At 74.1% G+C, this 21,802-nt stretch carries 22 protein-coding genes and 1 tRNA gene; 5 read left to right on the forward strand and 18 right to left on the reverse strand.

Annotation, left to right across the window (positions count from 1 at the left end; all coding sequences use genetic code 11):
• The first annotated feature begins 221 nt into the window (after positions 1-221).
• On the forward strand, positions 222-1,256 hold the full coding sequence (locus tag H7344_RS10140; protein ID WP_186345929.1) for an NAD-dependent epimerase/dehydratase family protein: 1,035 nt from the start codon (positions 222-224) through the stop codon (positions 1,254-1,256).
• Positions 1,257-1,266: 10 nt separating this feature from the next.
• Positions 1,267-2,028, forward strand: coding sequence for an SDR family NAD(P)-dependent oxidoreductase (locus tag H7344_RS10145; RefSeq protein WP_186345930.1), 762 nt, complete (start codon positions 1,267-1,269; stop codon positions 2,026-2,028).
• Here the strand turns inward: H7344_RS10145 and H7344_RS10150 are convergent.
• Positions 2,021-3,004 carry an AraC family transcriptional regulator gene (locus H7344_RS10150; protein WP_186345931.1) on the reverse strand — a complete coding sequence of 328 codons (984 nt, stop codon included), beginning with the start codon at positions 3,002-3,004 and terminating at the stop codon, positions 2,021-2,023. The two genes, H7344_RS10145 and H7344_RS10150, sit on opposite strands and share 8 nt — an antisense overlap.
• Before the next feature lie 70 nt (positions 3,005-3,074).
• Between H7344_RS10150 and H7344_RS10155 the strand changes: the two genes are divergently transcribed.
• The gene (locus tag H7344_RS10155; RefSeq protein WP_186345932.1) at positions 3,075-4,547 is read left to right on the forward strand and encodes a flavin-containing monooxygenase; all 1,473 of its coding nucleotides are present in this window, start codon (positions 3,075-3,077) and stop codon (positions 4,545-4,547) included.
• A 28-nt stretch (positions 4,548-4,575) separates the two neighbouring features.
• On the opposite strand, the gene H7344_RS10160 is transcribed toward H7344_RS10155, so the two are convergent.
• Together H7344_RS10160 and H7344_RS10165 are read right to left on the reverse strand one after the other, a co-directional pair.
• A complete protein-coding gene (locus tag H7344_RS10160) occupies positions 4,576-5,103 on the reverse strand; it encodes a Dps family protein (RefSeq protein ID WP_166191920.1) in 528 nt (175 codons plus the stop codon).
• Positions 5,104-5,177: 74 nt separating this feature from the next.
• Positions 5,178-6,848, reverse strand: coding sequence for an acyl-CoA synthetase (locus tag H7344_RS10165; protein ID WP_186345933.1), 1,671 nt, complete (start codon positions 6,846-6,848; stop codon positions 5,178-5,180).
• 144 nt (positions 6,849-6,992) lie between these two features.
• Here H7344_RS10165 and H7344_RS10170 point away from each other — a divergent pair, with 144 nt between their 5' ends.
• Positions 6,993-7,448, forward strand: coding sequence for a hypothetical protein (locus H7344_RS10170; protein WP_186345934.1), 456 nt, complete (start codon positions 6,993-6,995; stop codon positions 7,446-7,448).
• A gap of 129 nt (positions 7,449-7,577) precedes the next feature.
• On the opposite strand, the gene H7344_RS10175 is transcribed toward H7344_RS10170, so the two are convergent.
• The 15 genes from H7344_RS10175 to H7344_RS10245 all read right to left on the reverse strand — a co-directional run bounded on the left by H7344_RS10175 (position 7,578) and on the right by H7344_RS10245 (position 20,755).
• The gene (locus H7344_RS10175; protein ID WP_186345935.1) at positions 7,578-9,227 is read right to left on the reverse strand and encodes a dolichyl-phosphate-mannose--protein mannosyltransferase; all 1,650 of its coding nucleotides are present in this window, start codon (positions 9,225-9,227) and stop codon (positions 7,578-7,580) included.
• A gap of 9 nt (positions 9,228-9,236) precedes the next feature.
• Positions 9,237-10,571: a UDP-N-acetylmuramoyl-L-alanine--D-glutamate ligase gene (gene murD / locus H7344_RS10180; RefSeq protein WP_186345936.1), complete on the reverse strand. Its 1,335-nt coding sequence runs from the start codon at positions 10,569-10,571 to the stop codon at positions 9,237-9,239.
• Positions 10,561-11,925: a hypothetical protein gene (locus H7344_RS10185; protein ID WP_186345937.1), complete on the reverse strand. Its 1,365-nt coding sequence runs from the start codon at positions 11,923-11,925 to the stop codon at positions 10,561-10,563. The genes murD and H7344_RS10185 overlap by 11 nt, the downstream gene beginning before the upstream one ends.
• A gap of 27 nt (positions 11,926-11,952) precedes the next feature.
• The gene (locus H7344_RS10190) at positions 11,953-12,924 is read right to left on the reverse strand and encodes a hypothetical protein (protein WP_186345938.1); all 972 of its coding nucleotides are present in this window, start codon (positions 12,922-12,924) and stop codon (positions 11,953-11,955) included.
• A complete protein-coding gene (locus H7344_RS10195) occupies positions 12,921-13,475 on the reverse strand; it encodes a YbaB/EbfC family nucleoid-associated protein (protein ID WP_186345939.1) in 555 nt (184 codons plus the stop codon). The genes H7344_RS10190 and H7344_RS10195 overlap by 4 nt, the downstream gene beginning before the upstream one ends.
• Positions 13,468-14,412, reverse strand: a complete 945-nt coding sequence (locus tag H7344_RS10200; protein WP_186345940.1) for a hypothetical protein — start codon at positions 14,410-14,412, stop codon at positions 13,468-13,470. The genes H7344_RS10195 and H7344_RS10200 overlap by 8 nt, the downstream gene beginning before the upstream one ends.
• A complete protein-coding gene (locus H7344_RS10205) occupies positions 14,409-14,762 on the reverse strand; it encodes a hypothetical protein (protein WP_186345941.1) in 354 nt (117 codons plus the stop codon). Before H7344_RS10205 ends, H7344_RS10200 begins: the two co-directional genes overlap by 4 nt.
• Positions 14,763-15,318: 556 nt before the next feature.
• Positions 15,319-15,394, reverse strand: a tRNA-Ala gene (locus H7344_RS10210).
• 49 nt (positions 15,395-15,443) lie between these two features.
• Complete coding sequence (locus H7344_RS10215; protein ID WP_186345942.1) at positions 15,444-16,079, reverse strand: histidine phosphatase family protein; 636 nt, start codon at positions 16,077-16,079, stop codon at positions 15,444-15,446.
• On the reverse strand, positions 16,069-16,446 hold the full coding sequence (gene rsfS, locus H7344_RS10220; protein ID WP_186345943.1) for a ribosome silencing factor: 378 nt from the start codon (positions 16,444-16,446) through the stop codon (positions 16,069-16,071). Before rsfS ends, H7344_RS10215 begins: the two co-directional genes overlap by 11 nt.
• On the reverse strand, positions 16,443-17,090 hold the full coding sequence (gene nadD, locus H7344_RS10225; RefSeq protein ID WP_186345944.1) for a nicotinate-nucleotide adenylyltransferase: 648 nt from the start codon (positions 17,088-17,090) through the stop codon (positions 16,443-16,445). Before nadD ends, rsfS begins: the two co-directional genes overlap by 4 nt.
• 5 nt (positions 17,091-17,095) lie before the next feature.
• Positions 17,096-17,251, reverse strand: a complete 156-nt coding sequence (locus H7344_RS10230) for a hypothetical protein (RefSeq protein ID WP_166191958.1) — start codon at positions 17,249-17,251, stop codon at positions 17,096-17,098.
• 30 nt (positions 17,252-17,281) lie between these two features.
• Positions 17,282-18,559 carry a glutamate-5-semialdehyde dehydrogenase gene (locus H7344_RS10235; RefSeq protein WP_260989457.1) on the reverse strand — a complete coding sequence of 426 codons (1,278 nt, stop codon included), beginning with the start codon at positions 18,557-18,559 and terminating at the stop codon, positions 17,282-17,284.
• A 111-nt stretch (positions 18,560-18,670) separates the two neighbouring features.
• Positions 18,671-20,191, reverse strand: coding sequence for a flotillin family protein (locus H7344_RS10240; RefSeq protein WP_186345946.1), 1,521 nt, complete (start codon positions 20,189-20,191; stop codon positions 18,671-18,673).
• A 60-nt stretch (positions 20,192-20,251) separates the two neighbouring features.
• Positions 20,252-20,755, reverse strand: a complete 504-nt coding sequence (locus tag H7344_RS10245; protein WP_186345947.1) for a hypothetical protein — start codon at positions 20,753-20,755, stop codon at positions 20,252-20,254.
• A gap of 172 nt (positions 20,756-20,927) precedes the next feature.
• Here H7344_RS10245 and H7344_RS10250 point away from each other — a divergent pair, with 172 nt between their 5' ends.
• A complete protein-coding gene (locus tag H7344_RS10250; RefSeq protein WP_186345948.1) occupies positions 20,928-21,800 on the forward strand; it encodes a hypothetical protein in 873 nt (290 codons plus the stop codon).
• Positions 21,801-21,802 lie beyond the last annotated feature (2 nt).

The following is a 21,802-nucleotide window of genomic DNA, read 5'->3' on the forward strand; positions in this document are numbered from 1 at the left end:
CTGCGTCTCTTCCCGTCTGCTGCGTGCGGTGGTGGTCTGCTCCGGCCTCGCGCCGGGGTGCGGCCGGGCTCGGTGCTGGGCATGGCTGCGCCCATAAAAAAGGCCCCTCGCTCGCGAGGGGCAGCCGCGTCGGGTCGTGCTCGTCGACGCGGCTAGGTAAGGAGCAGGGTCCTGCGCATGGGCTCATGGTACCGCGCCGCGCGGGCAGGTATCGGGGCGCCATGAGCGACCCCGCAAGCACACCCGCGCCCGACGAGACCGACCTGACCGTGGCCGTCACCGGGCCGACCGGGACCTTCGGGGCCGGGCTCGTCCCGCTGCTCGAGGCCGACGAGCGCGTACGCCGCGTGGTCGGCGTCGCGCGCAGCCGCGTCGATCCCGCCGAGCGCGGCTGGGTGAAGACCGACTACCGGCAGGGCGACGTGCGCGACCGGGCCGCGCTGACCGAGGCGTTCGCGGGCGCCGACGTCGTGGTGCACCTGGCCTTCGCGATCGTCGGCGGAGAGGCCGAGCAGACCCGCGCGATCAACGTCGACGGCACGCTCAACGCGTTCCGCGCGGCCGCCGAGGCGGGGGCGCGCCGCTTCGTCTACGCCAGCTCGGTGGCGGCGTACGGCTTCCACCCCGACAACCCGGTGGGGATCGGCGAGGACTGGCCGACCCGGCCCGCCGACCACCTGTTCTACGCGCGGGAGAAGGCGGAGCTGGAGGGGCTGCTGCGCGAGGAGGCCGGCGCGCAGGCCGCGGCCGGTCGCCAGGTGGACCTCTACCTGCTGCGCCCGCCGATCGTGGTCGGCCCGAACGCCGTCGGCGGGAAGGTCCGGCTGCCGTCGTGGGCGGGCTGGCTCGGCACGATCCTCCAGGCGGTGCCGAAGCGACTGCCGCCGGTGCCCGTGCCGGTGCCGGATCTGCCGCTGCAGCTCGTGCACGAGGCCGACGTGGGCAGCGCGCTCCTGCAGTGCGTGGTCGCCGCCGGCCCGCCCGGCGCCTACAACATCGCCGCCGACGACACCCTCACCGCGGCCGACGTCGTCCGCATCCTGGGTGCGGTGCCGTTCCCGCTGCCGGCCGCCCCGGCGCACGCGCTGGCCCGGGCGGCGGCCGGCGTCCCGGGCCTGCCGCAGCCGGTGCAGTGGGTCGAGGCGCTGGCCCACCCGGCGATCATGGACACCACCCGGGCCAAGGTCGAGCTCGGCTGGGCGCCGCAGGTCAGCGCGGCCGACGCCCTGCGCGAGACGCTGGGCCTGCGCGCCTAGAGTTCCGCGCATGACCGTCACCGACATGTTCCGCCTCGACGGCCGCGTCGCCGTCGTCACCGGCGCCTCCAGCGGCCTCGGGGTGCACATCGCGCAGGCCTTCGCCGAGGCCGGCGCCGACGTCGTGCTGGGCGCCCGCCGCGCCGACCGCCTCACCGAGACCGCACGCCTGGTCGAGGCCGCCGGCCGCAAGGCGCTGCCCGTGCAGACCGACGTCGCCGACCCCGACTCCTGCACCAACATCATCGCGCTCGCGATGGAGGAATTCGGCCACGTCGACGTGCTCGTCAACAACGCCGGCATCGGCACGGCGGTCCCCGCGACCCGCGAGACCCCGGAGCAGTTCCGCGGCGTCGTCGACGTCAACCTCAACGGCTGCTACTGGATGGCGCAGGCGTGCGGTCGGGTCATGAAGCCCGGATCGAGCATCATCAACATCTCCTCGGTGCTCGGCCTGACCACCGCCGGCCTCCCGCAGGCGGCGTACGCCGCCACCAAGGCCGGCCTGCTCGGCCTCACCCGCGACCTGGCCCAGCAGTGGACCGGCCGCAAGGGCATCCGCGTCAACGCGATCGCGCCGGGGTTCTTCGAGACCGAGATGACCGAGCAGTACCCGCCGGGCTACCTCGAGTCCCGCCAGGACCGCATCCCGGTCGGCCGCAAGGGCGACCCCGTCGAGCTCGCCGCCGCCGCGGTCTTCCTGGCCTCGCCGGCGTCCGGGTACGTCACCGGGCAGACGCTCGTCGTCGACGGCGGGATGACGATCACCTGATCCTCCGCTCGCCCCGGGCGTACGCCGCCGGCGGCACGCCCGTCCACCGGGTGAACGCATGGGTGAAGGCCGCGGCGTCGGCGTACCCGAGCCGCCGCGCGACGTCGGCGACCGGCAGCGTCGCGCGCGACTCCAGCAGCGAGCGCGCCAGCGACTCGCGGACCTCCTCCACGAGCGCCCGGTAGCCGACCCCGGCCTCGGCGAGCCGCCGGCGCAGGCTCCGCTCGCTGAGGCCGAGCCCGGCGGCCACCGCCGCCATCGGCGCGCCCTCCGGCAGCCGCTGGGTGACGAGCACCTGCACGTCGCGGGCGATGCCGGTCCGCTCGCGCCGGCGGGCCACCACGTCGCGGCACATGTCCTCGGCCAGCTGCTCGCCGGCCGTCGACGGGTCGCGCGGCAGCGGGCGGTCGAGCTCGGCCGCGGCGAGGTCGAGCACGCCGACCTCCGGCCCGACCGTCCGGGTCGCCCCGAGCCCGCCGGGCACCAGCGAGTCCGCGACGACGTGGATCGCAGCGGTGTCCCGGGCGACGAGGAACGCGCGCACGTCGGCCGGCAGCCCCCGCCCGTCGACCACCAGCCGTGCCCGCTCCCCCGACAGCTCCGCCCGCGGCAGCGCGAACGCGTACGACAGGTCGATGAAGCGCAGCGTCACCTCCATCGCCTCGCGGACCGTCCGGCTCGCCAGCAGCGCGTAGCCGAGCACGCCGAACGACGACGCGCGGTACGTCGCGCCGACCCGCTCCCCCGACCCCGGCAGGAGCCGCTGCAGCGTCCGCACCACCAGCAGCTCCTGCGCCGCGGTCACCTCCCGGCCGGGCTCAGCGAGGTCGGCCTCCCGCAGGCCGGTGCCGGCCAGGACGACCTGCGGCGCCACCCCGCGCGCCACGGCGTACGCCACCAGGTGGGCGGTGCCGGCGGCCGCCCGCGGGAACTCCCAGTCCCGGGCGGCCGGCTCGACGACCTCGACGCGGGTCATGGCCGGAATTATCAAGCATCCGCCGTCGAAGCGCTCCCGGCGGGGATCGCGGCTGGCAAAGGATGAGGCCATGGCACAGCAGCAGGGACCTCGCACCAGTCCACGTGTGGTGATCATCGGCGCCGGCTTCGGCGGGCTGGGCACGGCCCGGGCGCTGCGGCAGCAGGGCATCACCGACATCACCGTGCTCGAGCGGGCCGACGACGTCGGCGGGGTGTGGCGCGACAACACCTACCCCGGCGCGGCCTGCGACGTCCCCTCACCGCTCTACTCCTGGTCGTGGGCGCAGAACCCGCGCTGGAGCCGCCGCTACGGCACCCAGCCGGAGATCCTGGAGTACCTCCGCTCAGCCGCTCGCGACGAGGGGCTGCTCGACCTGGTGCAGCTGAACCAGGAGGTCACCGCGGCGATGTACGACGAGGCCACCACGACGTGGCGCGTGGAGACGGCCGCGGGCGAGACGTACGAGGCCGAGGTGCTGGTCTCCGCCGTCGGCCAGCTCTCCAACCCGGCGCTGCCGAAGGTGCCCGGCCACTTCGACGGCCCGGCGTTCCACTCCGCGCAGTGGGACCACGGCGTCGACCTCGACGGCAAGCGGGTCGCGGTCGTCGGCACCGGCGCCAGCGCCGTGCAGTTCGTGCCCGGCATCGTCGACCGGGTCGGCTCGATGACGGTCTTCCAGCGCTCGGCGCCCTACGTGCTCCCGAAGCCGGACCAGGAGTACAAGGCGCACCACCACCGCCTCTTCGAGCGGTTCCCGGCGGCGCTGCACGCCGAGCGGCGCGCGGTGTTCTGGCTGACCGAGCGGTTCAACGGCGCCCTCGCCGGCGACTCCCCGATCACCAAGCCGCTGATGGCCGCGATCGGGGCGACCTGGAAGGCGCACCTGCGGGCGCGGGTCGAGGACCCGGCGCTGCGGCGCAAGCTCGTCCCGGACTACCCGCTCGGCTGCAAGCGGGTGCTCTTCAGCAACCAGTGGTACCCAGCCCTCGCCCGCGACCACGTCGAGGTCGTCCCCGAGGAGGTCACCGGCCTGGAGGCGAACGGCGTCCGTACCGCCGACGGCCGCCTGCACGAGGCCGACGTGCTCATCTGGGGCACCGGCTTCGCGGCGACCGAGTTCCTCGCGCCGATGAAGGTCACCGGCCGTGACGGGTTGGACCTGCACCAGCACTGGGCCGACGGCGCCCGCGCCCACCTCGGCATCGCGGTCCCCGGCTTCCCGAACCTGTTCTGCATCTACGGCCCGAACACCAACCTCGGCGGCAGCTCCATCATCAACATGATGGAGGGCCAGGCCGGCTGGATCGCCCAGGTCGTCCGCCGCCTCGCCGACCGCGGCCTGCGCACCGCCGAGCCGACCCCGGCCGCCGCCTCCGCCTACGACCGCGAGATGCAGACCCGCCTCGCCACCAGCGCCTGGGCAGGCTGCAACAGCTGGTACGTCGACGGCCCCCGCATCACCACCAACTGGCCCGGCCTGGTCGCCGAGTACCAGGCCCGCACCGCCGAGGTCGACTGGGACGAGCTCGTCCTCGCCTGACCGGCGCGCGGGGCGCGACCGGGACCGCTCAGCGGTGGATGGACCGCGGGAGGCTGCGGTTGGCGACGCGGTTCTCGGCGTCGATCATCCAGGCGAGCTGCTCGAGGCGCTCGATGATGACGTGGAGGATGTCCGCGGTGGTGGGGTCCTCGGCGTCGACGTCGTCGTGGATGCGGCGCGCGGTGGCGGTGACGCCGTAGATCGCGGTGGTGATGAGGTCGACGCACTCGGCGGTGTTGACCTCGCCGGCCGGGAACGGCGGCAGCGAGGTCTGCTCGGCGACGGCGGCGGAACGGCCGTCGGGTACGACGTACAGCGCGCGCATCCGCTCGGCGACCTGGTCGGAGTACTCACGCGCGGCGTCGACGACCTCGTCGAGCTGCAGGTGGAGGTCGCGGAAGTTCAGGCCGACGACGTTCCAGTGGGCCTGCTTGCCCTGCAGGTGCAGCTCGATCAGGTCGACGCTGAGCTGCTGCAGGTGCGTCGCGAGCTGCTCGGAGGCGGTGAAGGCCGGCTTGGCGACGTGGGTCTGGTCGGGGTGCAGGAGATCGGTCATGACGACAACGTAGCGGCTTTTCTGGACTGGTTCCAGAAAGGAAAGGCTCCCCTAAGCCGTCGTGCCCCGAGCCCTCAGACCGGCGCCGGCTGCGCCTCCCCGGGCGTCGTCACCTGGCCCTTTGCCCAGCGGTAGTCGGCCTTGCCCGAGGGCGAGCGCTCGACCAGCCCGACGCGCACGACGGCGCGCGGGACCTTGTAGCGCGCGACGTGCTTCGCGCACTCGGCGAGCAGCTCCTCGTCGGTCGCGCTCGCGCCGTCGGCCAGCTGCACGACCGCGACCGGCTCGCTCCCCCAGCGCTCGGAGGGCCGGCCGACGACGACCACGTCCCGCACGGCCGGGTGGTGGGCGAGCGCCCGCTCGACCTCCTCGACGAAGATCTTCTCGCCGCCGGAGTTGATGGTGACCCCGTCGCGCCCGAGCAGGCGGATGCGGCCGTCCTCGAGCAGGTCGGCACGGTCACCGGGGATGGAGAAGCGCTCGCCGCCGATGACGGGGAACGTCCGCGCGGTCTTCGCGGCGTCACCGAGGTAGCCGAGCGGCACACGACCGCGCTGCGCCAGCCAGCCGCCGCCCTCACCGGGCTCGAGCACCCGGGTGAACAGGTCGTCGACCACGGTCGTCGCCGGCACCGGCGCGAACGTCGCCGCGTCGGCCTCCATCCCCTTGAGCGACATCGAGCTCATCTGCAGCCCGGTCTCCGACGAGCCGGCCGCGTCCATCACGACCATGTGCGGCGCCAGCTCGAGGAACCGGTCACGGACCGCCGGCGTCAGCGGCGCGCTGCCGTTGTTGATCGCGGCGAGGCCGGAGAGGTCGTAGTCGCCGCGCTCGATCTCGTCGATGAGCGGCCGCACGACGGCGTCGCCGACCACGGGGATGCTGACCGCCTTCTCGCGGATCGCCGTGCTGAGCACGTCGGCCGCGTCGAGGTGGTCGACGTGGTGCGGCAGCACGATCTTGCCGCCGTTCGTGAGGGTGTGGAACGTCGACCACTGCGCGGCACCGTGCATGAACGGCAGCGCCATCAGCAAGGTCATCCCGCCGCCGGCGGCGCGGGCCGCCTCGGCGATGGAGTCGTACGACGTGTGCGGCTCGGTGGTGCCGAACGGCGTGCCTCCCATCGACGTGACGTAGATGTCGTCCTGCCGCCACAGCACGCCCTTGGGCATCCCGGTAGTCCCGCCGGTGTAGAGCACGAACAGGTCGTCCGGCGACGGCTCGGGCAGGCCGGCGGCGGGCGCGGGCGTGCCGAGCACGGACTCGTAGTCGACCGCGCCGGGCAGCAGCGCGTTGCCCGAGTCGTCGGCGACCTGGACCAGCACGCGCAGCTGCGGCAGCCGGTCGCGGATGGCGGCCACCCGCGGGGCGAACTCCGCGTGGAAGACCAGCGCGGTCGCCTGGCAGTCGGTGAGCAGGTAGGCGAGCTCCTCCTCGACGTACCGGTAGTTCACGTTGATCGCGGTGGCCCGGGCGCGGTAGGCGCCGAGCATCCCCTCGAGGTACTCGTTGCCGTTGCGCAGGTAGAGCGCCAGGTGGTCCTGCCCGGACTCGTGGCCCGCGAGCTCCGTGCGCTCCCGGTGGCAGCCGAGGCCCCGCTCGGCGAGGAAGTGCGCGAGGCCGTCGACGCGGCGGTCGAGCTCGCGGTAGGTGAACCGGCGGTCGCGCCAGACCAGCACCTCCTGGTCGGGGACCGTGGTCGCCACGGTCCGGAACACCGTCGAGAGGTTGAACTGCTGGCTCATCGCGCCTCCTGGGTGGAACAGGTTGCAGAAAACCTAGAGCACCGGCGCGCCGATGTGACGCGCGTTACCTTCATGTCCCAGGGACGGAGACGGCACGCTCTCGTTGAGGGACGAGGAGACGAGCCGCCCGGGAGGAGCGTGGTCATGGACCGGGTCGAGGACCTGCTGCACGAGGCGCTCTCGGAGTACGCCGTGCAGGGGGACGCCTACCTCGCGCGGGTCGCGGGGCGGCTGTCGCCGGGGATGGGCCGCGGTCCGCTGGCGATCCTGATGCGGGTGGACCGGTTCGGCTCGCTGCGCGAGTGCGACCTCACCGCGCAGCTGCGGCTCCCGGCCGCCGAGACGCGCCGCCACGTCGACGACCTCGTCGCCCGCGGCCTGGCCGCCCGCACCGGCTCCGGCTCGCTGGCCGTGGTCCGGTTGACCGGTCCGGCCCGCGAGTTCCTCGCCGACGCCGCCGACGAGCGCCGTGGCCGGATCCTCGACAGCCTCGAGGACTTCACGCTCGACGAGAAGGAGTCCTTCGCCCGCCTGCTGGCGAAGTTCGTCCAGCGCGACGACCTCGTCGTCCGCTCGCTGGACCTCCCCCAGCGCCGCTGACCCCCCGTCGGGCGGTCTGGGGCGCGACCACGATCGTTCAATTGCGCGGAAATGTCGGGTTACCCGCGGGTAGAAGCGTGACAACCGCGCAATTGAACGACTGTCGACCGGCCCGACGATCCCCCGCGGCTAGATCCAGCGCTCGAACCAGATCCGGTCGAGCCACTCGGCGTGGGTGAGCAGGCCGTTGGTGAAGATCGGCCAGAACCACGCGAAGTTGAGCAGCACGAGCACGAGGAACGACCCGGACAGCACCACGCCGACGGTCCGCCGCCGGCTCGGCACGCGGGAGGGCCCGATCAGCCTCCCCATCGCGAGCACGATCGCGATGACGACGAACGGCAGCGTGAGCGAGACGTAGAAGAGGAAGATCGGGCGGTCGTCGTACTGCAGCCACGGCAACCAGGTCGAGGCCGCGCCCACGACGGCGACGCCGGCGCGCCAGTCGCGGGCGCCGACCCAGGTCACCAGCGCGAGCGCCAGCGCGACGATCCCGCCCCACCACAGCACCGGCGTGCCGATGAGCAGCACCTGGCGCAGGCAGTCGCTGCCCGCGGGGGCGTCGCAGCCGCGCGTGCCGGGCTCGATGTCGGTGTCGGCGGCGACGCCGACCGGCCGGTTCATCAGCAGCCAGCCCGACGGCTGCGAGGCGTAGGTGTGCTCGCTGCAGTTGAGGTAGTGGGTGTGGAAGGTGAGCAGGTCCTGGTGATAGCTCCACAGCGACCGCAGCGACTGCACGACCTCGCCCGGGCCGGACGCGTCGGGCTGGGTGGCGGTCGGCCAGCGGGCGCCCGAGTCGTCGTCGTTGGCCTCGTTGCCGTCGGCGTCGCAGGGGCGCTCGGCCTCGAACTGGGTGTACTGCGTCGAGGACAGGCTCTTCTCGTACTCCGCGGCGTGCACCAGCCACCCGCTCCACGACGCGACGTAGACGACGAGCGCGACGACGACGAGCCAGCCGAACGCCGGGAGGCCGTCGACCACCGCCGAGCGCAGCACCGGACGGCGCACGCCGCGCGCCTTGCGGGCGCCGGCGCTCCAGGCCCAGACGAGCAGGCCGAACGCCGCGAGGGGGTACGCCGCCGTCCACTTGGTGCCGAGCGCGAGCCCGAAGCAGACCCCGGCCGCGAGCAGCCACGGCCGCCACAGCAGCCCGCGCACGGGGCCCCACCCGGAGGTGACCGGGTCGGGGGCGAGCGCGGCGAGCCGGGCGCGATACCAGTCGCGGTCGGCCACGATGCACGCGACCGCGCAGAGGGTGAAGAACGCCAGGAAGATGTCGAGCAGCGCCAGCCGCGACAGCACGAAGTGCAGCCCGTCGAACATCAGCAGCAGGCCACCGACCACGCCGAGCAGCGTCGAGCGGGTCATTCGCCGCACGAGGCGGACCATGACCAGCACCATCAGCGCGCCGACGACCGCGGACGCGACCCGCCAGCCGAACGGGTCCATCCCGAACAGCCGCTCCCCCAGCGCGATCAGCCACTTGCCGACCTCGGGGTGGACGATCATCGACGGCTCGGACTCCCACAGCCCGTCGGTGGTGCCGGCGAGGACCGAGTCGTCGGCGTCCTCGACGTACTCCCGGACGTAGCCGTGGTTGGCCAGCGACCAGGCGTCCTTGGCGTAGTAGGTCTCGTCGAACTGGAACTGCTTGGGCTCCCCGAGGTTCCACAGCCGCAGCACCAGCGCGAGCAGCGCGACGCCGATCGCGGCGGTCCACCCGACCACCGGGTCCTCGAGCCGCCGGAGGCTGGCCGGGCCGGCCGGAGGGGTGCGCACGCGCCGAGGCTACCGAGCGTCCGGAGTGGTCGCGGACCGACCCGCGGCGGCCCGGAACGCGGCCGAGCGCTCCTCGAAGCTGGCGAACTCGTCGAAGCTCGGGGCGCCCGGCGACAGCAGGACCACCTCGGCGTCTGAGGGGGCGGACGCCCAGGTCAGCGCGGTCGCGAAGTCCGGCGCGAGGCGTACGTCGTCGAGCTCGCGCGCCAGCCGGGCGCCGGCCGGGCCGACGGCGATCGTGGACACGCCCGCGGCGGGGTCGCGCCGGGCGAGGTAGTCGACCAGCGGCGCGAAGGACAGCCCCCGGTCGGCCCCGCCCGCGAGCAGCACGACCCGACGGTCGGCGTAGGTCTCCAGCGCGGCCACCACCGACTCCGGCGCGGTCGCGAGGCTGTCGTCGACCCAGGCGCGGCCGTCGCCGGAGGGCACCTGCTCCAGCCGGTGGGCGAGCGGCGCGAAGGTCCGGGCGGCCGCCAGCAGCGCACCCCGGTCGGCGTCGCCCCCGAGCAGGACGTCGACCGCGGCCAGCGCCAGCGCCAGGTTGGCCAGGTTGTGCCGGCCGCGCAGCGCGACCTCGTCGGCGGGCAGCCCGCCGACCCCGTGCCAGGCCAGCCCGTCGTCGGTGACGACGAGGCCGAGCGCGGCCGGGTCGAGCAGCCGCGTGGCCGGGCCGAGGCGGGCGGCCACGAGCCGCGCCACCTCACCGGCGACGTCCGGCACGACGACCGCCTCCGGGCCGTGCGCGACGAGGGTGAGCTTGTCGGCGACGTACTGCTCGTAGCCGCCGTGCCACGGCAGGTGCTCGGGGTAGAGCGAGGTGACCACGGCGACGCGGGGCGAGCAGGTCAGGTCGGCGGCCTGGTAGCTGGAGACCTCCGCGACGGCGTACGCCGCCTCCGGCCGGTCCCCGGCGGTGACGGGCACGCCCCCGTTGCCGACGAGCGCGGCGTCGGCGCCGAGGCCGCCGAGCAGGTGCCGCACGAGGCTCGCGGTGGTGCTCTTGCCCTTGGTGCCGGTGACGGCGACCGTGCGGTGCGCGTTGTCGTGCAGCCACAGGTCGGTGAGCGAGGTGACCGGGACGCCGAGCTCGCGGAGGCGGAGGTACTCCGGGGCGGTGTGCGGGACGCCCGGCGACTTCACGACGACGTCGGCGGCCGCGAGCCGCGCCAGTGCCGCCTCCCCGGTCACGGCCAGGTGCGCCAGGTCGTCGGGCACGGCTCCGCCGCCGGTGACCGCGACCGTCGGCGTCAGGCCGCGGCCACTCAGCTCGACGAGCGCGGCACGGCCCTCGCGACCGGCGCCCCACACCACGACGGACCGGCCGACCAGGTCCTCAAACCGCACGGGCGACCGGTTCCAGGGCGGGCGGCAGCAGGTGCTCGCCCTCGCGGAAGGCGAAGACCGCCTCCCGCTCGGCCGGCGTCGCGGTGATCGCGGCGACCTCGGGGTGCGCGAGGAACGGGTGGTCGCGCCAGTCCGTGTGCTCGCGCAGCAGCGCCAGCGCGACGCGGCACTCGTCGGGCTCGCCGACGCACTCGAACGGCTTGAGCAGGCCGTCGACCCCCAGCAGCTCGAGGAAGCCGGTCAGCTGCGCCTCGTCGGCCAGCACGTCGCGCCCGCCGAAGACGTCCAGCAGCGCCGCGCGGGACAAGAACGGCGCGAGGCAGAGGAACACGAACCGGCACTTCGGGCAGTCCCCGCACCACGACGTCCGGTCGCCCTCGGCGAGCTTGAAGGCGCGGTTGCAGCTGGTGAAGACGCGGTGGTACGCCGTGTGGTCGGCGAAGCGGCGCGCGATGCGGAGCTCGGTGAGCGGCCGCAGCAGCGAGACGTACGTCGGCGCGCCGGCCGGCAGGCTCTCGCGCAGCAGCCGCTCGAAGTCCAGGCCCTTCGACCACTGATGGTTGATCGTCCGCCCGTGCCAGGCGACGTTGCCGAACGACGAGCTGGCTTCGTTGCTGAAGACGACCGTGTCGTGGCCGAGCGCCAGCGCGGTCAGCAGCGCCAGCAGCGAGTTCACCGCCGTCACCGGCACGTGGCCGTTGGGCGCGCCGGCCGCGTTCAGCTCGAACAGGTGCGGGTCGAGCCGGCGGCGCACCGTCGACAGCGGCACGCCGGCGACCTCGGCGGTGGCCTCGATCGGCGCGTAGCTGCCGACCGAGAACAGCCCGATCTCGTGGCCGGCGCCTCGGAGCGCCTCGATCGAGACGATGGAGTCCTTGCCGCCGCCGACGGCGACCAAGAGTCGCTGCGGCTCGGCCGCCGGTGCGGGCGCGCTCGCGTCCACCGGGTCCGGTCCGGCCAGCTCCGGATCGGGCAGCTCCGGATCGGGCAGCTCCGGCCCGAGCACCTCGAGGTCGAGCACGGCGGGCAGGTCGTTGACGTAGGCGAGCTCGCCCAGTCCGTTGCGCGCGACCTCGGTCAGGAACGTCCGCTCCCGAACGGTCAGCCCGCCCGGCACGCTGATCGGCGCCGGCGCGAACGCCTTGGCGTAGCTCAGCGACGCCGCGAGCGACAGCAGCCGCAGCACCGGCTCGCGGACCGCCTCGGCGACGTGGTCGAGCGGCGCGGGGAGCTCGACGACCTCGGTGAACGCGTGGCGCACCTCGTCGCCCGCGACCGCGGCGTACCGCAGCGAGATGGTGCGGCCCTCGAGGACCGGCGCCTCGCAGACCAGCGCCTCGACCTCGTCCACCACGGCGGCGATCCTACGGCCGCGCCCGCCTCACCGCGGCACGGGCACGGCGTGGGACGCGCGCACCGGACCGGTCTCCGCGCCCGGCGCGTCGACCTCGACGTCGAGCTCGAGCGGCAGTGCCTCGTCGACCAGGTCGTCCTCGCCGGCGACGACCACGCCCGCGAGGCCGGTCGGACCCCACTCCCCGTGGTCGAGCTGCTCCGCGGCGCCCACGCCCTCGACCGAGCGGACCTCGTCGGCGGAGCCGCGGGCGGCGTACGCCTGGACCCGCCGGGCCTCGACCACGACCCAGGACGATCCGTCGGCCGCCCAGCCGGCGCCGGGCCAGTACGGCGTGCGGCCGACCAGCGGCAGCTCGCACTCCAGGCGCAGCGGCGCCCCGTCGGTCCGCCACCGCTCCGGGCAGTCCGCCGCCGCGGGTGCCTCCTGCGGCAGCGCGGCCAGCGCGGCCCCCGGGCCGGACGGCTCCGCCCCCGCGACGGCCGCCTGCTCGGCGCCGTCGTAGGTCACCGTCACGGTCACGTCGTCCGCGGCGGGCTCGCCGGGGACCACGACCCAGTACGTCGCGGTCGCCGCGCCGCTGAGGCCCCGGCCGGTGGTGGTGTACGGCGAGCCGAGCCGCCGCTCCTCCCCGTCGACCTCGAGCGCGACGTCGGCCTCCTGCGGCTCGGCCGCGAGCCGGCCGCCCCACGGCGCGCCCTCGCGGTCGGTGAAGTCGACCAGCACGGGCAGCAGCGCGGACCCGTCGGGGGCGGCGCGTTCCTCGCGGTCCGCGGTGTCGTCAGAGCCCACCCGGTCGACCGGGTCGCCGATCGTGACCGCGAGCGTGCCGGTCGGGACGACGAACGTCGTCGTCGGCCCGTCCACCCGGTCGCCCCGACCCTCGAGGACCGCGTCGGCGGCCGCCTCGTCGGTGCCGCAGCCGACCAGCAGGGTACCGACGACCGCCAGGCCGGCCACCCCGCTCGCGCCGGCACCGGACCGTCGGGTGCGCCTCACAGGACGCCGGCCCGCTCGAGCCGCGGCCGCGTGTAGACGTCGAAGTGGGCGCGCTGCCACCCCTCCTCGTGCTCGTGCAGGCACGCCAGCGCGGCCTCCCGCGCGCGGGCGCAGAAGGCCGCCGCGTCGAGGTCGCGCACGACCGAGGGGTCGATGCTGACCGTGAACCGCGACGTGCCCGACAGCACGAGCGCGATGCGGCCGTCGTAGGCCTCGCCGCGCGCGACGACCTCGTCGAGCCGGCGCTGGTACTCCTCGGTCTCCGGGCTCTCGGCGGTCCGCGCGGGGCGCACCAGCCGGCCCGCCAGCCGGCTCCAGGTGTCGTAGTAGGCGCGGGTGCGGTTGACGTAGACCAGCCGGGCCGCCCGGACCAGCTCGTCCTGGAGGGTCCGGACCGGGGCCGTGGCGTACCAGGTCGGGTCCACCCACAGCCGCAGCTCGTGGTCGCCGACCATCGTGACCCGGACACGGCCGTTCGGCGACTCGGTCTCGACCGTCGTGTCGGACCACGCGCGCTCCAGCGGGGTCTGCCCCGCCCGCGGCTCAGGCACTGTGGCCACTGTAGGAGGGGTCGTTGACCGGGTGGTTCGGAGCGTCGACGAGCGCCGGCTGCGGCAGGCAGAAGACGTCCCACTGGGAGTCGAGGACCCCGGAGGACTGGTTGAGCGCCTCGGAGATCTTCAGCTCCTGGGCGCCGATCTCCTCGGCCAGCTTGGTCAGGGCCGTCTGCAGGCTGGAGATGACCTTGTCGGAGGACCCCGCGTCCAGGCCGAGCTCGGTCGGCTCGCCGCCGCCACCGGTGGCGAGGCCGATGCCGGTGGAGGCCACGCTCAGGCCCGCCGCCACGGCTGGGAGCGCGATCGCCGACGCGCCGCCGGTGAGCGGGACGGTGATGACGGTGGCGGTGATGGACAGCACGGCCGCCCACTCGGCCCCGCCCTTGCTGCCGGCTCCCTCCATCAGCTCGATGGCCTCCTGGGAGAGCTTGTCGAGGTCCTCGCGCACGCCCTGCCAGACGGCTGCCTCGGCGTTGATCGCGTTGCGGAGCACCGACACCGCGGCGTACTGCGAGGACGCCGTCGGCGCGAACCGGTCGCCGTAGCCGCGCTTGTAGCTGTCCGCCGCGACGCCGGTCCAGTCCGACAGGTAGTCGCCGCTGCCGCCGACCAACGTGAGGTTCGGGTTGTGCCCGGAGACCGCGGTGGACCCGGTGACCGGGTCGCTGGTGTGCCCCTCGGTGGCCAGCTTCGCCATCGCGTTGCCGAGCCACTCGACCTTCGGCGCGAAGTCCGCCGGATCGGGCACGTCGAGGAAGCGGTCGTAGACGTTCTCGACCCCGGCCATGGAGTCCTCGGCGATCTGCATCATCTGGGCGGCGCCGCCACCACCGCCGGCGCCGAACCGGGTCAGCTCGCGGTACGCCGCGCGGACGCCGGCCTCCTTGAGGTCCGCGGCCCGCGCAGGCAGCTGTCCGACGTCGAACGTCATGACCCGTCCCCCACGGCTTCCATCTCGGTCTTGGTGCTCTCAAAGCTCGCGCGGCACGACGCGTCGGTCTTCGCGTACTCGTCGGCGATCCACACGAGCGCCTCACCCACCAGCGCGACGGACGTCCGGGTGCCGAGCAGCATCTGGTAGATCCGCGACGAGTAGTCGTCGATGCTCGCCCCGGGGTCCGCCCCCAGGCCCCCGCCGCGTGCGCACTGGGCGGACACCAGGGACGGCACGTTCGTGCTGGCGTCCCAGTAGTCCTCGGCCACCGCCGGCAGGTCGTGCGTGCCCGCGTACCACAGCCGGCCGAGCTCCACGCCCAGCTCGTCGCCGCGTTTCCCCGTCATCGATGCTCCTCACGTCTCGAGTCGCAGCGGTCCTACCCGGGTGGCCCCTCGGCCAACCCTGCGGCGGGCCGGGAACGCAGAGAGGCCCGGCGCTTCCGCGCCGGGCCTCTCTGACAAGTATTGGTGGAGCTGAGGGGACTCGAACCCCTGACCCTCTGCATGCCATCGCCCAGGATCGGCAGAGCCGCTACCAGCTGCGCCCGGCCCACGACCGCAAGAACGCAGAGAGGCCCGGCGCTTCCGCGCCGGGCCCCTCTGACAAGTATTGGTGGAGCTGAGGGGACTCGAACCCCTGACCCTCTGCATGCCATCGCCCAGGATCGGCAGAGCCGCTACCAGCTGCGCCCGGCCCACGACCGCAAGAACGCAGAGAGGCCCGGCGCTTCCGCGCCGGGCCCCTCTGACAAGTATTGGTGGAGCTGAGGGGACTCGAACCCCTGACCCTCTGCATGCCATCGCCCAGGATCGGCAGAGCCGCTACCAGCTGCGCCCGGCCCACGACCGCAAGAACGCAGAGAGGCCCGGCGCTTCCGCGCCGGGCCTCTCTGACAAGAATTGGTGGAGCTGAGGGGACTCGAACCCCTGACCCTCTGCATGCCATGCAGATGCGCTACCAGCTGCGCCACAGCCCCAGGTCGCTGCCGTCCGGGTCTCCCCGTCAGGCGGCTCGCAGAATGTTACTCATAGAGCTTCGGAGGACGAAATCGGGGTCAGGCCGTAGCCGGCGAGCACCACCCGGTCGCGCTGCTCGAGCACCAGCCAGGAGCAGTTGCCCGGCGCGCGCAGCCCGAGCGCCACCTCGGCGGGCCAGCCGAGCAGCGCCGCCACGCCGACCTTGATCGCGCCGCCGTGCGAGACGGCGACCGTCGTCTCCCCCGCCGGGGTCGCCGCGAGCAGGTCCGCCAGCGCCTCGACCATGCGGGCCCGCAGGGCGGCCAGCCCCTCGCCGCCGGGCACGACGTCCCAGTCGCCCCGGACGAACGCGGCGAACTCCGCCGGCGCCAGCGCGGCGTACTCCTCGTGGGTCAGCGTCTGCCGCTCGCCGAGGTGCGCCTCGCGCAGCCGCGGGTCCAGGACGGGCTCGAGGCCGGTCTCCTTGGCGACGTACGCCGCGGTCTGCTGCGCTCGGGCGAGGTCCGAGGTGACCAGGCGGGTCGGGCGGTACGCCGCGACGCATGGCGCCGCCGCGGCCGCCTGCTCGTGGCCGGTCTCGTCCAGGTCGACGTCGTGCTGGCCCTGGATCCGCTGCTCGGCGTTGTACGCCGTCTGCCCGTGCCGCAGCAGCACCAGCCGCCGCAGGCCGGGGTCAGCGCTCATGCGTGGTGACGTCCGCGGGGAGCGTGATGGTCGGGCAGTCGCGCCACAGCCGCTCGAGGGCGTAGAAGGCGCGCTCCTCCTCGTGCTGGACGTGCACGACGACGTCGCCGTAGTCGATGAGGACCCAGCGGCCGTCGCGCTCGCCCTCGCGGCGGATCGGCTTGGCGCCGATCTCGCGCAGCTTGTCCTCGACCTCGTCGACGATGGCCTTGACCTGCCGGTCGTTGGTGGCCGAGGCGAGCACGAAGGCGTCGGTGATCGCCAGCTGCTCGCTGACGTCGAAGGCGATGATCTCCTTCGCGAGCTTGTCGCTGGCCGCGCGGGCGGCGGCGTGGACGAGCTCGAGGGCGTGGTCGGTGGCGGTCATGAGTCTCCGAGGGTGGGGTCCGGCGGGCTGGCCGCCGGGGCGTCGGGTGGGTAGAGGTCGTGCTTGGCGATGTACTGCACGACGCCGTCGGGCACGAGGTACCAGACGGGCTCGCCGCGGCGGGTGCGTGCGCGGCAGTCGGTCGAGCTGATCGCTAGGGCCGGGATCTCCACCATGGTGACCCGGTCCGCGGGGATCGAGGCCAACGTCGCCTCGTCCATGGTGTAGCCGGGGCGCGTGCAGCCGACGAACTGGGCCAGCGCGAAGAGCTCCTCCGCGTCGCGCCAGGTGAAGATGTCGGCCAGCGCGTCGGCGCCGGTGATGAAGTACAGGTCCGCGTCCGGCGTCGCCGAGCGCAGGTCGCGCAGCGTGTCGATCGTGTACGTCGGGCCCTGCCGGTCGATGTCGACGCGGGAGACCGTGAACCGCGGGTTGGACGCCGTCGCCACGACGGTCATCAGGTAGCGGTGCTCGGCCGGCGAGACACCCCGGTCGGACTTCTGCCAGGGGTCCCCGGCCGGGACGAAGACGACCTCGTCGAGGTCGAACCAGGACTGCACCTCCGCCGCGGCCACCAGGTGGCCGTGGTGGATGGGGTCGAACGTCCCGCCCATCACGCCGACGCGGCGCCGGCGCTCGGTCATGGTGCTCAGCTGTGCTCGCGCCCGCCGCCGAAGGCCACGAGGGCCAGGAGCATCGCGAGGAGGAGGACCAGGACGCCGACACCGATGCCCCAGCTCAGGGCGTGGTCGATCTCGTGGTGGGACTCCTCGGCAGCGGCGAGGACGACGAGCGCGTTCAGCATGGTTCGCAGCCTACCGGCCGCGCAGCCGGGTCAGCGCACGTGGCCGTCGCCGGTGACGACGTACTTGGTCGACGTCATCTCCGGCAGCCCCATCGGTCCGCGGGCGTGCAGCTTCTGGGTGCTGATGCCGATCTCGGCGCCGAAGCCGAACTCGCCGCCGTCGGTGAACCGCGTCGAGGCGTTGACCAGCACCGCCGCGGAGTCGACCTCGGCCACGAACCGGCGTGCGGCGCGCTGGTCCTCGGTGACGATCGCGTCGGAGTGGCCGCTGGAGAAGCGGCGCACGTGCGCGAGGGCGGCGTCGAGGTCGGGGACGACGGCCGCGGAGACGTCGAGGGAGAGGTACTCCGTGGCGAAGTCCTCGTCGGTCGCGGCGACCACGCCGTTGTACGCCGTGAACGCAGCGTCGCCGTGGATCGTCACGCCGGCCTCCTGCAGCGCCGCGACGACGCGGGGCAGGAACACCTCGGCGACGTCGGCGTGCACGAGCAGCGACTCCGCGGAGTTGCACACGCTGGTGCGGTGGGTCTTGGAGTTGAGCACGATGTCCAGCGCGCGGTCGAGGTCGGCGCCGCGGTCGACGTAGACGTGGCAGTTGCCGACCCCGGTCTCGATGACCGGCACCGTCGACTCCGCGACGACCGACCGGATGAGGCCGGCGCCGCCGCGCGGGATGAGCACGTCGACGTGCCCGCGCGCCCGCATCAGCGCCTTGACGGTGTCGCGGGAGTCGCTGGGCACCAGCTGGACGACGTCGGCGGGCAGCCCGGTCGTGGCGGCCGCCTCGCGCAGCACCTCGACGATCGCGGCGTTGCTGGCCGCGGCGCTCGAGCTGCCGCGCAGCAACACAGCGTTCCCGGACTTCAGGCAGATCCCGGCGGCGTCGGCCGTGACGTTGGGCCGGGCCTCGTAGATCATCCCGACGACGCCGAACGGCACGCGGACCTGCCGCAGCTCGAGCCCGTTCGCCAGCGTGCCGCCGCGGACGACCTCGCCGACGGGGTCCGGCAGGCCGGCCACGTCGCGCAGCCCCTGCGCCATGCCGGCGAGCCGGTCGTCGGTGAGGCGGAGCCGGTCCACGACGTTCGGCGGCGTGCCGCCCTGCTCGGCGCGGGCCACGTCGTCGGCGTTGGCCCCCAGCAGCGCCGGCGCCCCGGCGAGCAGCGCGTCGGCCATCGCCTCGAGCGCGGCGTCCTTCTGCGCGCGGGTAGCGATCGCGAGGACGCGGGCCGCCTCGCGGGCGCGGACCGCGAGGTCGACGACGTCCTGGTCGGTGGTGCCGCTGGTCATGGGTCCGAGGGTAGTCAGTGCGGCGGGACGCGCCGAGCCTCGGGCGGCGACCGGCTGGAGGGGTCGTGTGCCCGACGACGCGCGTCACCGCGCCCGGAGGCACACGACCCCTCGACGTACCGGGACCGGTCAGCCCGTCGTCGTACCGCTCGCCGCCGGGGCCGGCTCGTCGCTCGCGCCGCCGACGGCCTTGCCGATCGAGCCCTTGACCAGGGCCTCCAGGTCGAGACCCGTGGAGGTCTTGAGCATGCTCAGCGTCTGCACGACGTTGTCGTTGACCTGGCGCGGCAGCGCACCGGCGCCGTCGGGCGAGATGACGGTGAGCTGGTCGATGGCGCTGATCGGCGCGGCGACCTCGCGGGCGATCTGCGGCAGCACCTCGATGAGCATCTGGAGCACCGCGGCGTCGTTGTAGTGCGCGAACGCCTCGGCCCGCTTGTCCATGGCCTCCGCCTCGGCCTGCCCGACGGCCAGCGTCGCGGCCGCCTGCGCCTCACCCTCGGCCCGGGTGGCCTCGGCCTCGGCGACACGGCGGGCGCGCTCGGCCTCACCGCGACGCTCGCCCTCGATGGCCTCGGCCTCGGCGAGCGCGGAGCGGCGGGACTTCTCGGCCTCACCGGTCAGGCGGGCCTCCTCGGCCTTGGCCTGCGCGGCGGCGATGGTCGAGGCCTTGCGGGCCTCGGCGCCGGCGATCTCGGCGGTGCGCTTGGCCTCGGCCTCCTGCTCGACCTTGTAGCGCTCCGCGTCCGCCGGCTTGCGCACCTGGGTCTCGAGCTGGCGCTCGGTCAGCGCGGCCTGGCGCACCGCGACCTTCTCCTGCTCGGTGAGGATCGCCTGGTCCCGGTCGGCCTGCGCGAGCGGGCCCGACGCGGCGGCATTGGCGGCGGCCGCGTCGGTCTCGGCCTTGATCTCGGCCTGCTTGAGCGCCAGCGCCCGCTGGGAGATGGCGATCTCCTGCTCGGCGATGATCCGCGCCTGCTCGGCGGCCTGGCGCGCGTTGGCCTCGGCGATGGAAGCGGCCTGCTGGATCCGCGCGGCCTCCGGGCGACCGAGGTCGGCGAGGTAGGTGCCGTCGTCGGTGACGTCCTGGATCTGGAAGGTGTCGAGGATCAGGCCCTGGCCGGTGAGCGAGTTCTCCGACTCGTCGGCGACGCGCTGGGCGAACGCCGCGCGGTCGCGGATGATCTGCTCGACGGTCAGCCCGCCGACGATCGAGCGCAGTGCACCCGCGAGCACCTCCTGGGTGAAGGCCTCGACGTCCGCCTGCTGGCTGAGGAAGCGCTGGGCGGCGAGCCGGATCTGGTCGGCGTTGCCGCCGACCTTGACGATCGCCACGCCCTCCACGTTGAGCTTGATGCCCTGGCCGGAGACGGCGCCACGGATCTGCACGGAGATGCGCCGCGACGACAGGTCGAGCACGCCGAGCTTCTGGACGAACGGGATGACGAAGGTGCCTCCGCCGAGGATGACCTTCTGGCCCGACAGGTCGGTGGTCAGCGCGCCGGTCTCGGGGTTGAGCACCGCCTTGCCCTTGCGGCCGGTGACGATGAACGCCTGGTTGGGGCCCGCGACCTTGTAGCGGCTGGTGACGAGCAACAGCAGCAGCACGAGCAGGACGACGAGCCCTCCGACGGGCAGCAACAGGTCCATCCGGTTCCTCCGGGTTTCAGGTGGTGGTGGGGCGGTGGGTCGGGTGGGGACGTGCCGGCGTCACGCGAGCTCGTCCCAGACCGGGGCGACGGTCACCGCGGTCGGGGACAGCACGCTGGTGACGTGGACCTGCGCGCCCTGGTCGATCGGCCGGTCGGCGCGGGCGTTGAACCGCAGCACGTGGCCGCCGACGAGGATGTCGACGACGCCGAACCCCTCGTCGGGGATGCCCGTGACGACCCGGCCGTCGCGGCCCAGGGCGTCGTCGGCGTTCGGCGTCGCGTCGGTGCCGCCGCCGCGGACGAGCCGGGTGAGCGACGCCGCGAGCCACGCGAAGAGCGCACCGGCCGCGAGGCCGACCGGCAGGGACAGCGCGCCGGGCGCACCGAGGGCCTGGGCGGCCGCACCGCCGAAGCCGGTCGCGGCGACGAACGCCCCGACCACGGCGGTCGAGAACGCGTCGCCGGCCAGCGCGTCGAGGGCGCCGTCGAGGACGTCGCCGAGCACCAACGACAGCAGGAGCACGAGGACCCCGACGACACCGATGACGAGGTAAGCGGTCACGCGAGGACTCCTGCTGGACGAGACGCCCGTGGAACCGGGCTCGCCCGCAGCCTCCCCACTCGTCGCCGTTCCAACCACCCCGCTGGACCGGCGACCGGTGCTGTCCACAGGGCCCGCCCCGCTGGGCGTGCCGTGCACCTCGTGCGGGCAGACCGAGCGCGTGCCTCCTCCCGTGCTGCCACCCGTCGTGCTGCCGCTGCTGCGTCGGCAGTCCGGCGTCGTCGCCCGCCGGCAGGTCCTCGGCGGCGGCGGCGACGACGCGCTGCTCGGGCGGCTGCTCCGGGGACGGCACTGGGCCCGCCTCCACGACGGCGTGTACGTCGACCACACCGGCCCGCCGTCGTTCGAGCAACGCGCGTGGGGTGCGGTGCTCCTGCACGCCCCGGCCGTCCTGGCCGGCGCGACGGCGCTACGGGCGTACGGCGTACGCACGGGCGCGGCACCTGGCCACGCACCGGTGGAGGTCGCGGCCGGAGCACCGGCCGCTGACCACGCGGTCGCTGTGCTTGCGGACGCCTGCCAGACCGGGCGGTCGACGCCGGCACGGCTCCGTCAGGCGCTCGGGGGACGACCGCGGCTGGCGGGCCGCCGGCTGCTCCTCGAGGTGCTGGCCGATGTCGACGCGGGTGCGTGGTCCGCGCTCGAGCGTCGCTATCTGGTCGACGTCGAGCGGGCCCACGGGCTGCCGCGCGGACGTCGCCAGCAGCGCGCGGAGACCGCAGCCGGGTGGGTGTCCCGCGATGTCGCCTACCCGACGTACGACACGCTCGTGGAGCTCGACGGGCGCTTCGTGCACGACCGGAGCTCGGCGCGGTGGAGCGACCTGTCGCGCGACGCCGCCGCGCTCGCGGCCGGCCAGGTGACCGTCCGGCTGGGGTGGCGGCACGTGCTCGACCCCTGCTCCACGGCGTTCTCCGTCGCTGGCGTCCTGGCCACGCGGGGCTGGGACGGCGCGCCTGTTCCGTATGGCGACGCTTGCCGGGCAGACGACTGGGGAGGTCCTTCCGCACGTGGTGCGGGAGGACCTCCCCAGTCGGTGGCGTGAGC

This window comes from Nocardioides deserti (assembly GCF_014266025.1).
Lineage (GTDB): Bacteria > Actinomycetota > Actinomycetes > Propionibacteriales > Nocardioidaceae > Nocardioides > Nocardioides deserti.

Bases quoted from the DNA above. Each gene is read 5' to 3' on its own strand.
- H7344_RS10140 (WP_186345929.1), top strand. From the start codon at position 222: ATGAGCGACCCCGCAAGCACACCCGCGCCCGACGAGACCGACCTGACC.
- H7344_RS10145 (WP_186345930.1), top strand. From the start codon at position 1,267: ATGACCGTCACCGACATGTTCCGCCTCGACGGCCGCGTCGCCGTCGTC.
- H7344_RS10150 (WP_186345931.1), bottom strand. From the start codon at position 3,004: ATGACCCGCGTCGAGGTCGTCGAGCCGGCCGCCCGGGACTGGGAGTTC.
- H7344_RS10155 (WP_186345932.1), top strand. From the start codon at position 3,075: ATGGCACAGCAGCAGGGACCTCGCACCAGTCCACGTGTGGTGATCATC.
- H7344_RS10160 (WP_166191920.1), bottom strand. From the start codon at position 5,103: ATGACCGATCTCCTGCACCCCGACCAGACCCACGTCGCCAAGCCGGCC.
- H7344_RS10165 (WP_186345933.1), bottom strand. From the start codon at position 6,848: ATGAGCCAGCAGTTCAACCTCTCGACGGTGTTCCGGACCGTGGCGACC.
- H7344_RS10170 (WP_186345934.1), top strand. From the start codon at position 6,993: ATGGACCGGGTCGAGGACCTGCTGCACGAGGCGCTCTCGGAGTACGCC.
- H7344_RS10200 (WP_186345940.1), bottom strand. From the start codon at position 14,412: ATGACGTTCGACGTCGGACAGCTGCCTGCGCGGGCCGCGGACCTCAAG.
- H7344_RS10205 (WP_186345941.1), bottom strand. From the start codon at position 14,762: ATGACGGGGAAACGCGGCGACGAGCTGGGCGTGGAGCTCGGCCGGCTG.
- H7344_RS10215 (WP_186345942.1), bottom strand. From the start codon at position 16,079: ATGAGCGCTGACCCCGGCCTGCGGCGGCTGGTGCTGCTGCGGCACGGG.
- rsfS (WP_186345943.1), bottom strand. From the start codon at position 16,446: ATGACCGCCACCGACCACGCCCTCGAGCTCGTCCACGCCGCCGCCCGC.
- nadD (WP_186345944.1), bottom strand. From the start codon at position 17,090: ATGACCGAGCGCCGGCGCCGCGTCGGCGTGATGGGCGGGACGTTCGAC.
- H7344_RS10230 (WP_166191958.1), bottom strand. From the start codon at position 17,251: ATGCTGAACGCGCTCGTCGTCCTCGCCGCTGCCGAGGAGTCCCACCAC.
- H7344_RS10240 (WP_186345946.1), bottom strand. From the start codon at position 20,191: ATGGACCTGTTGCTGCCCGTCGGAGGGCTCGTCGTCCTGCTCGTGCTG.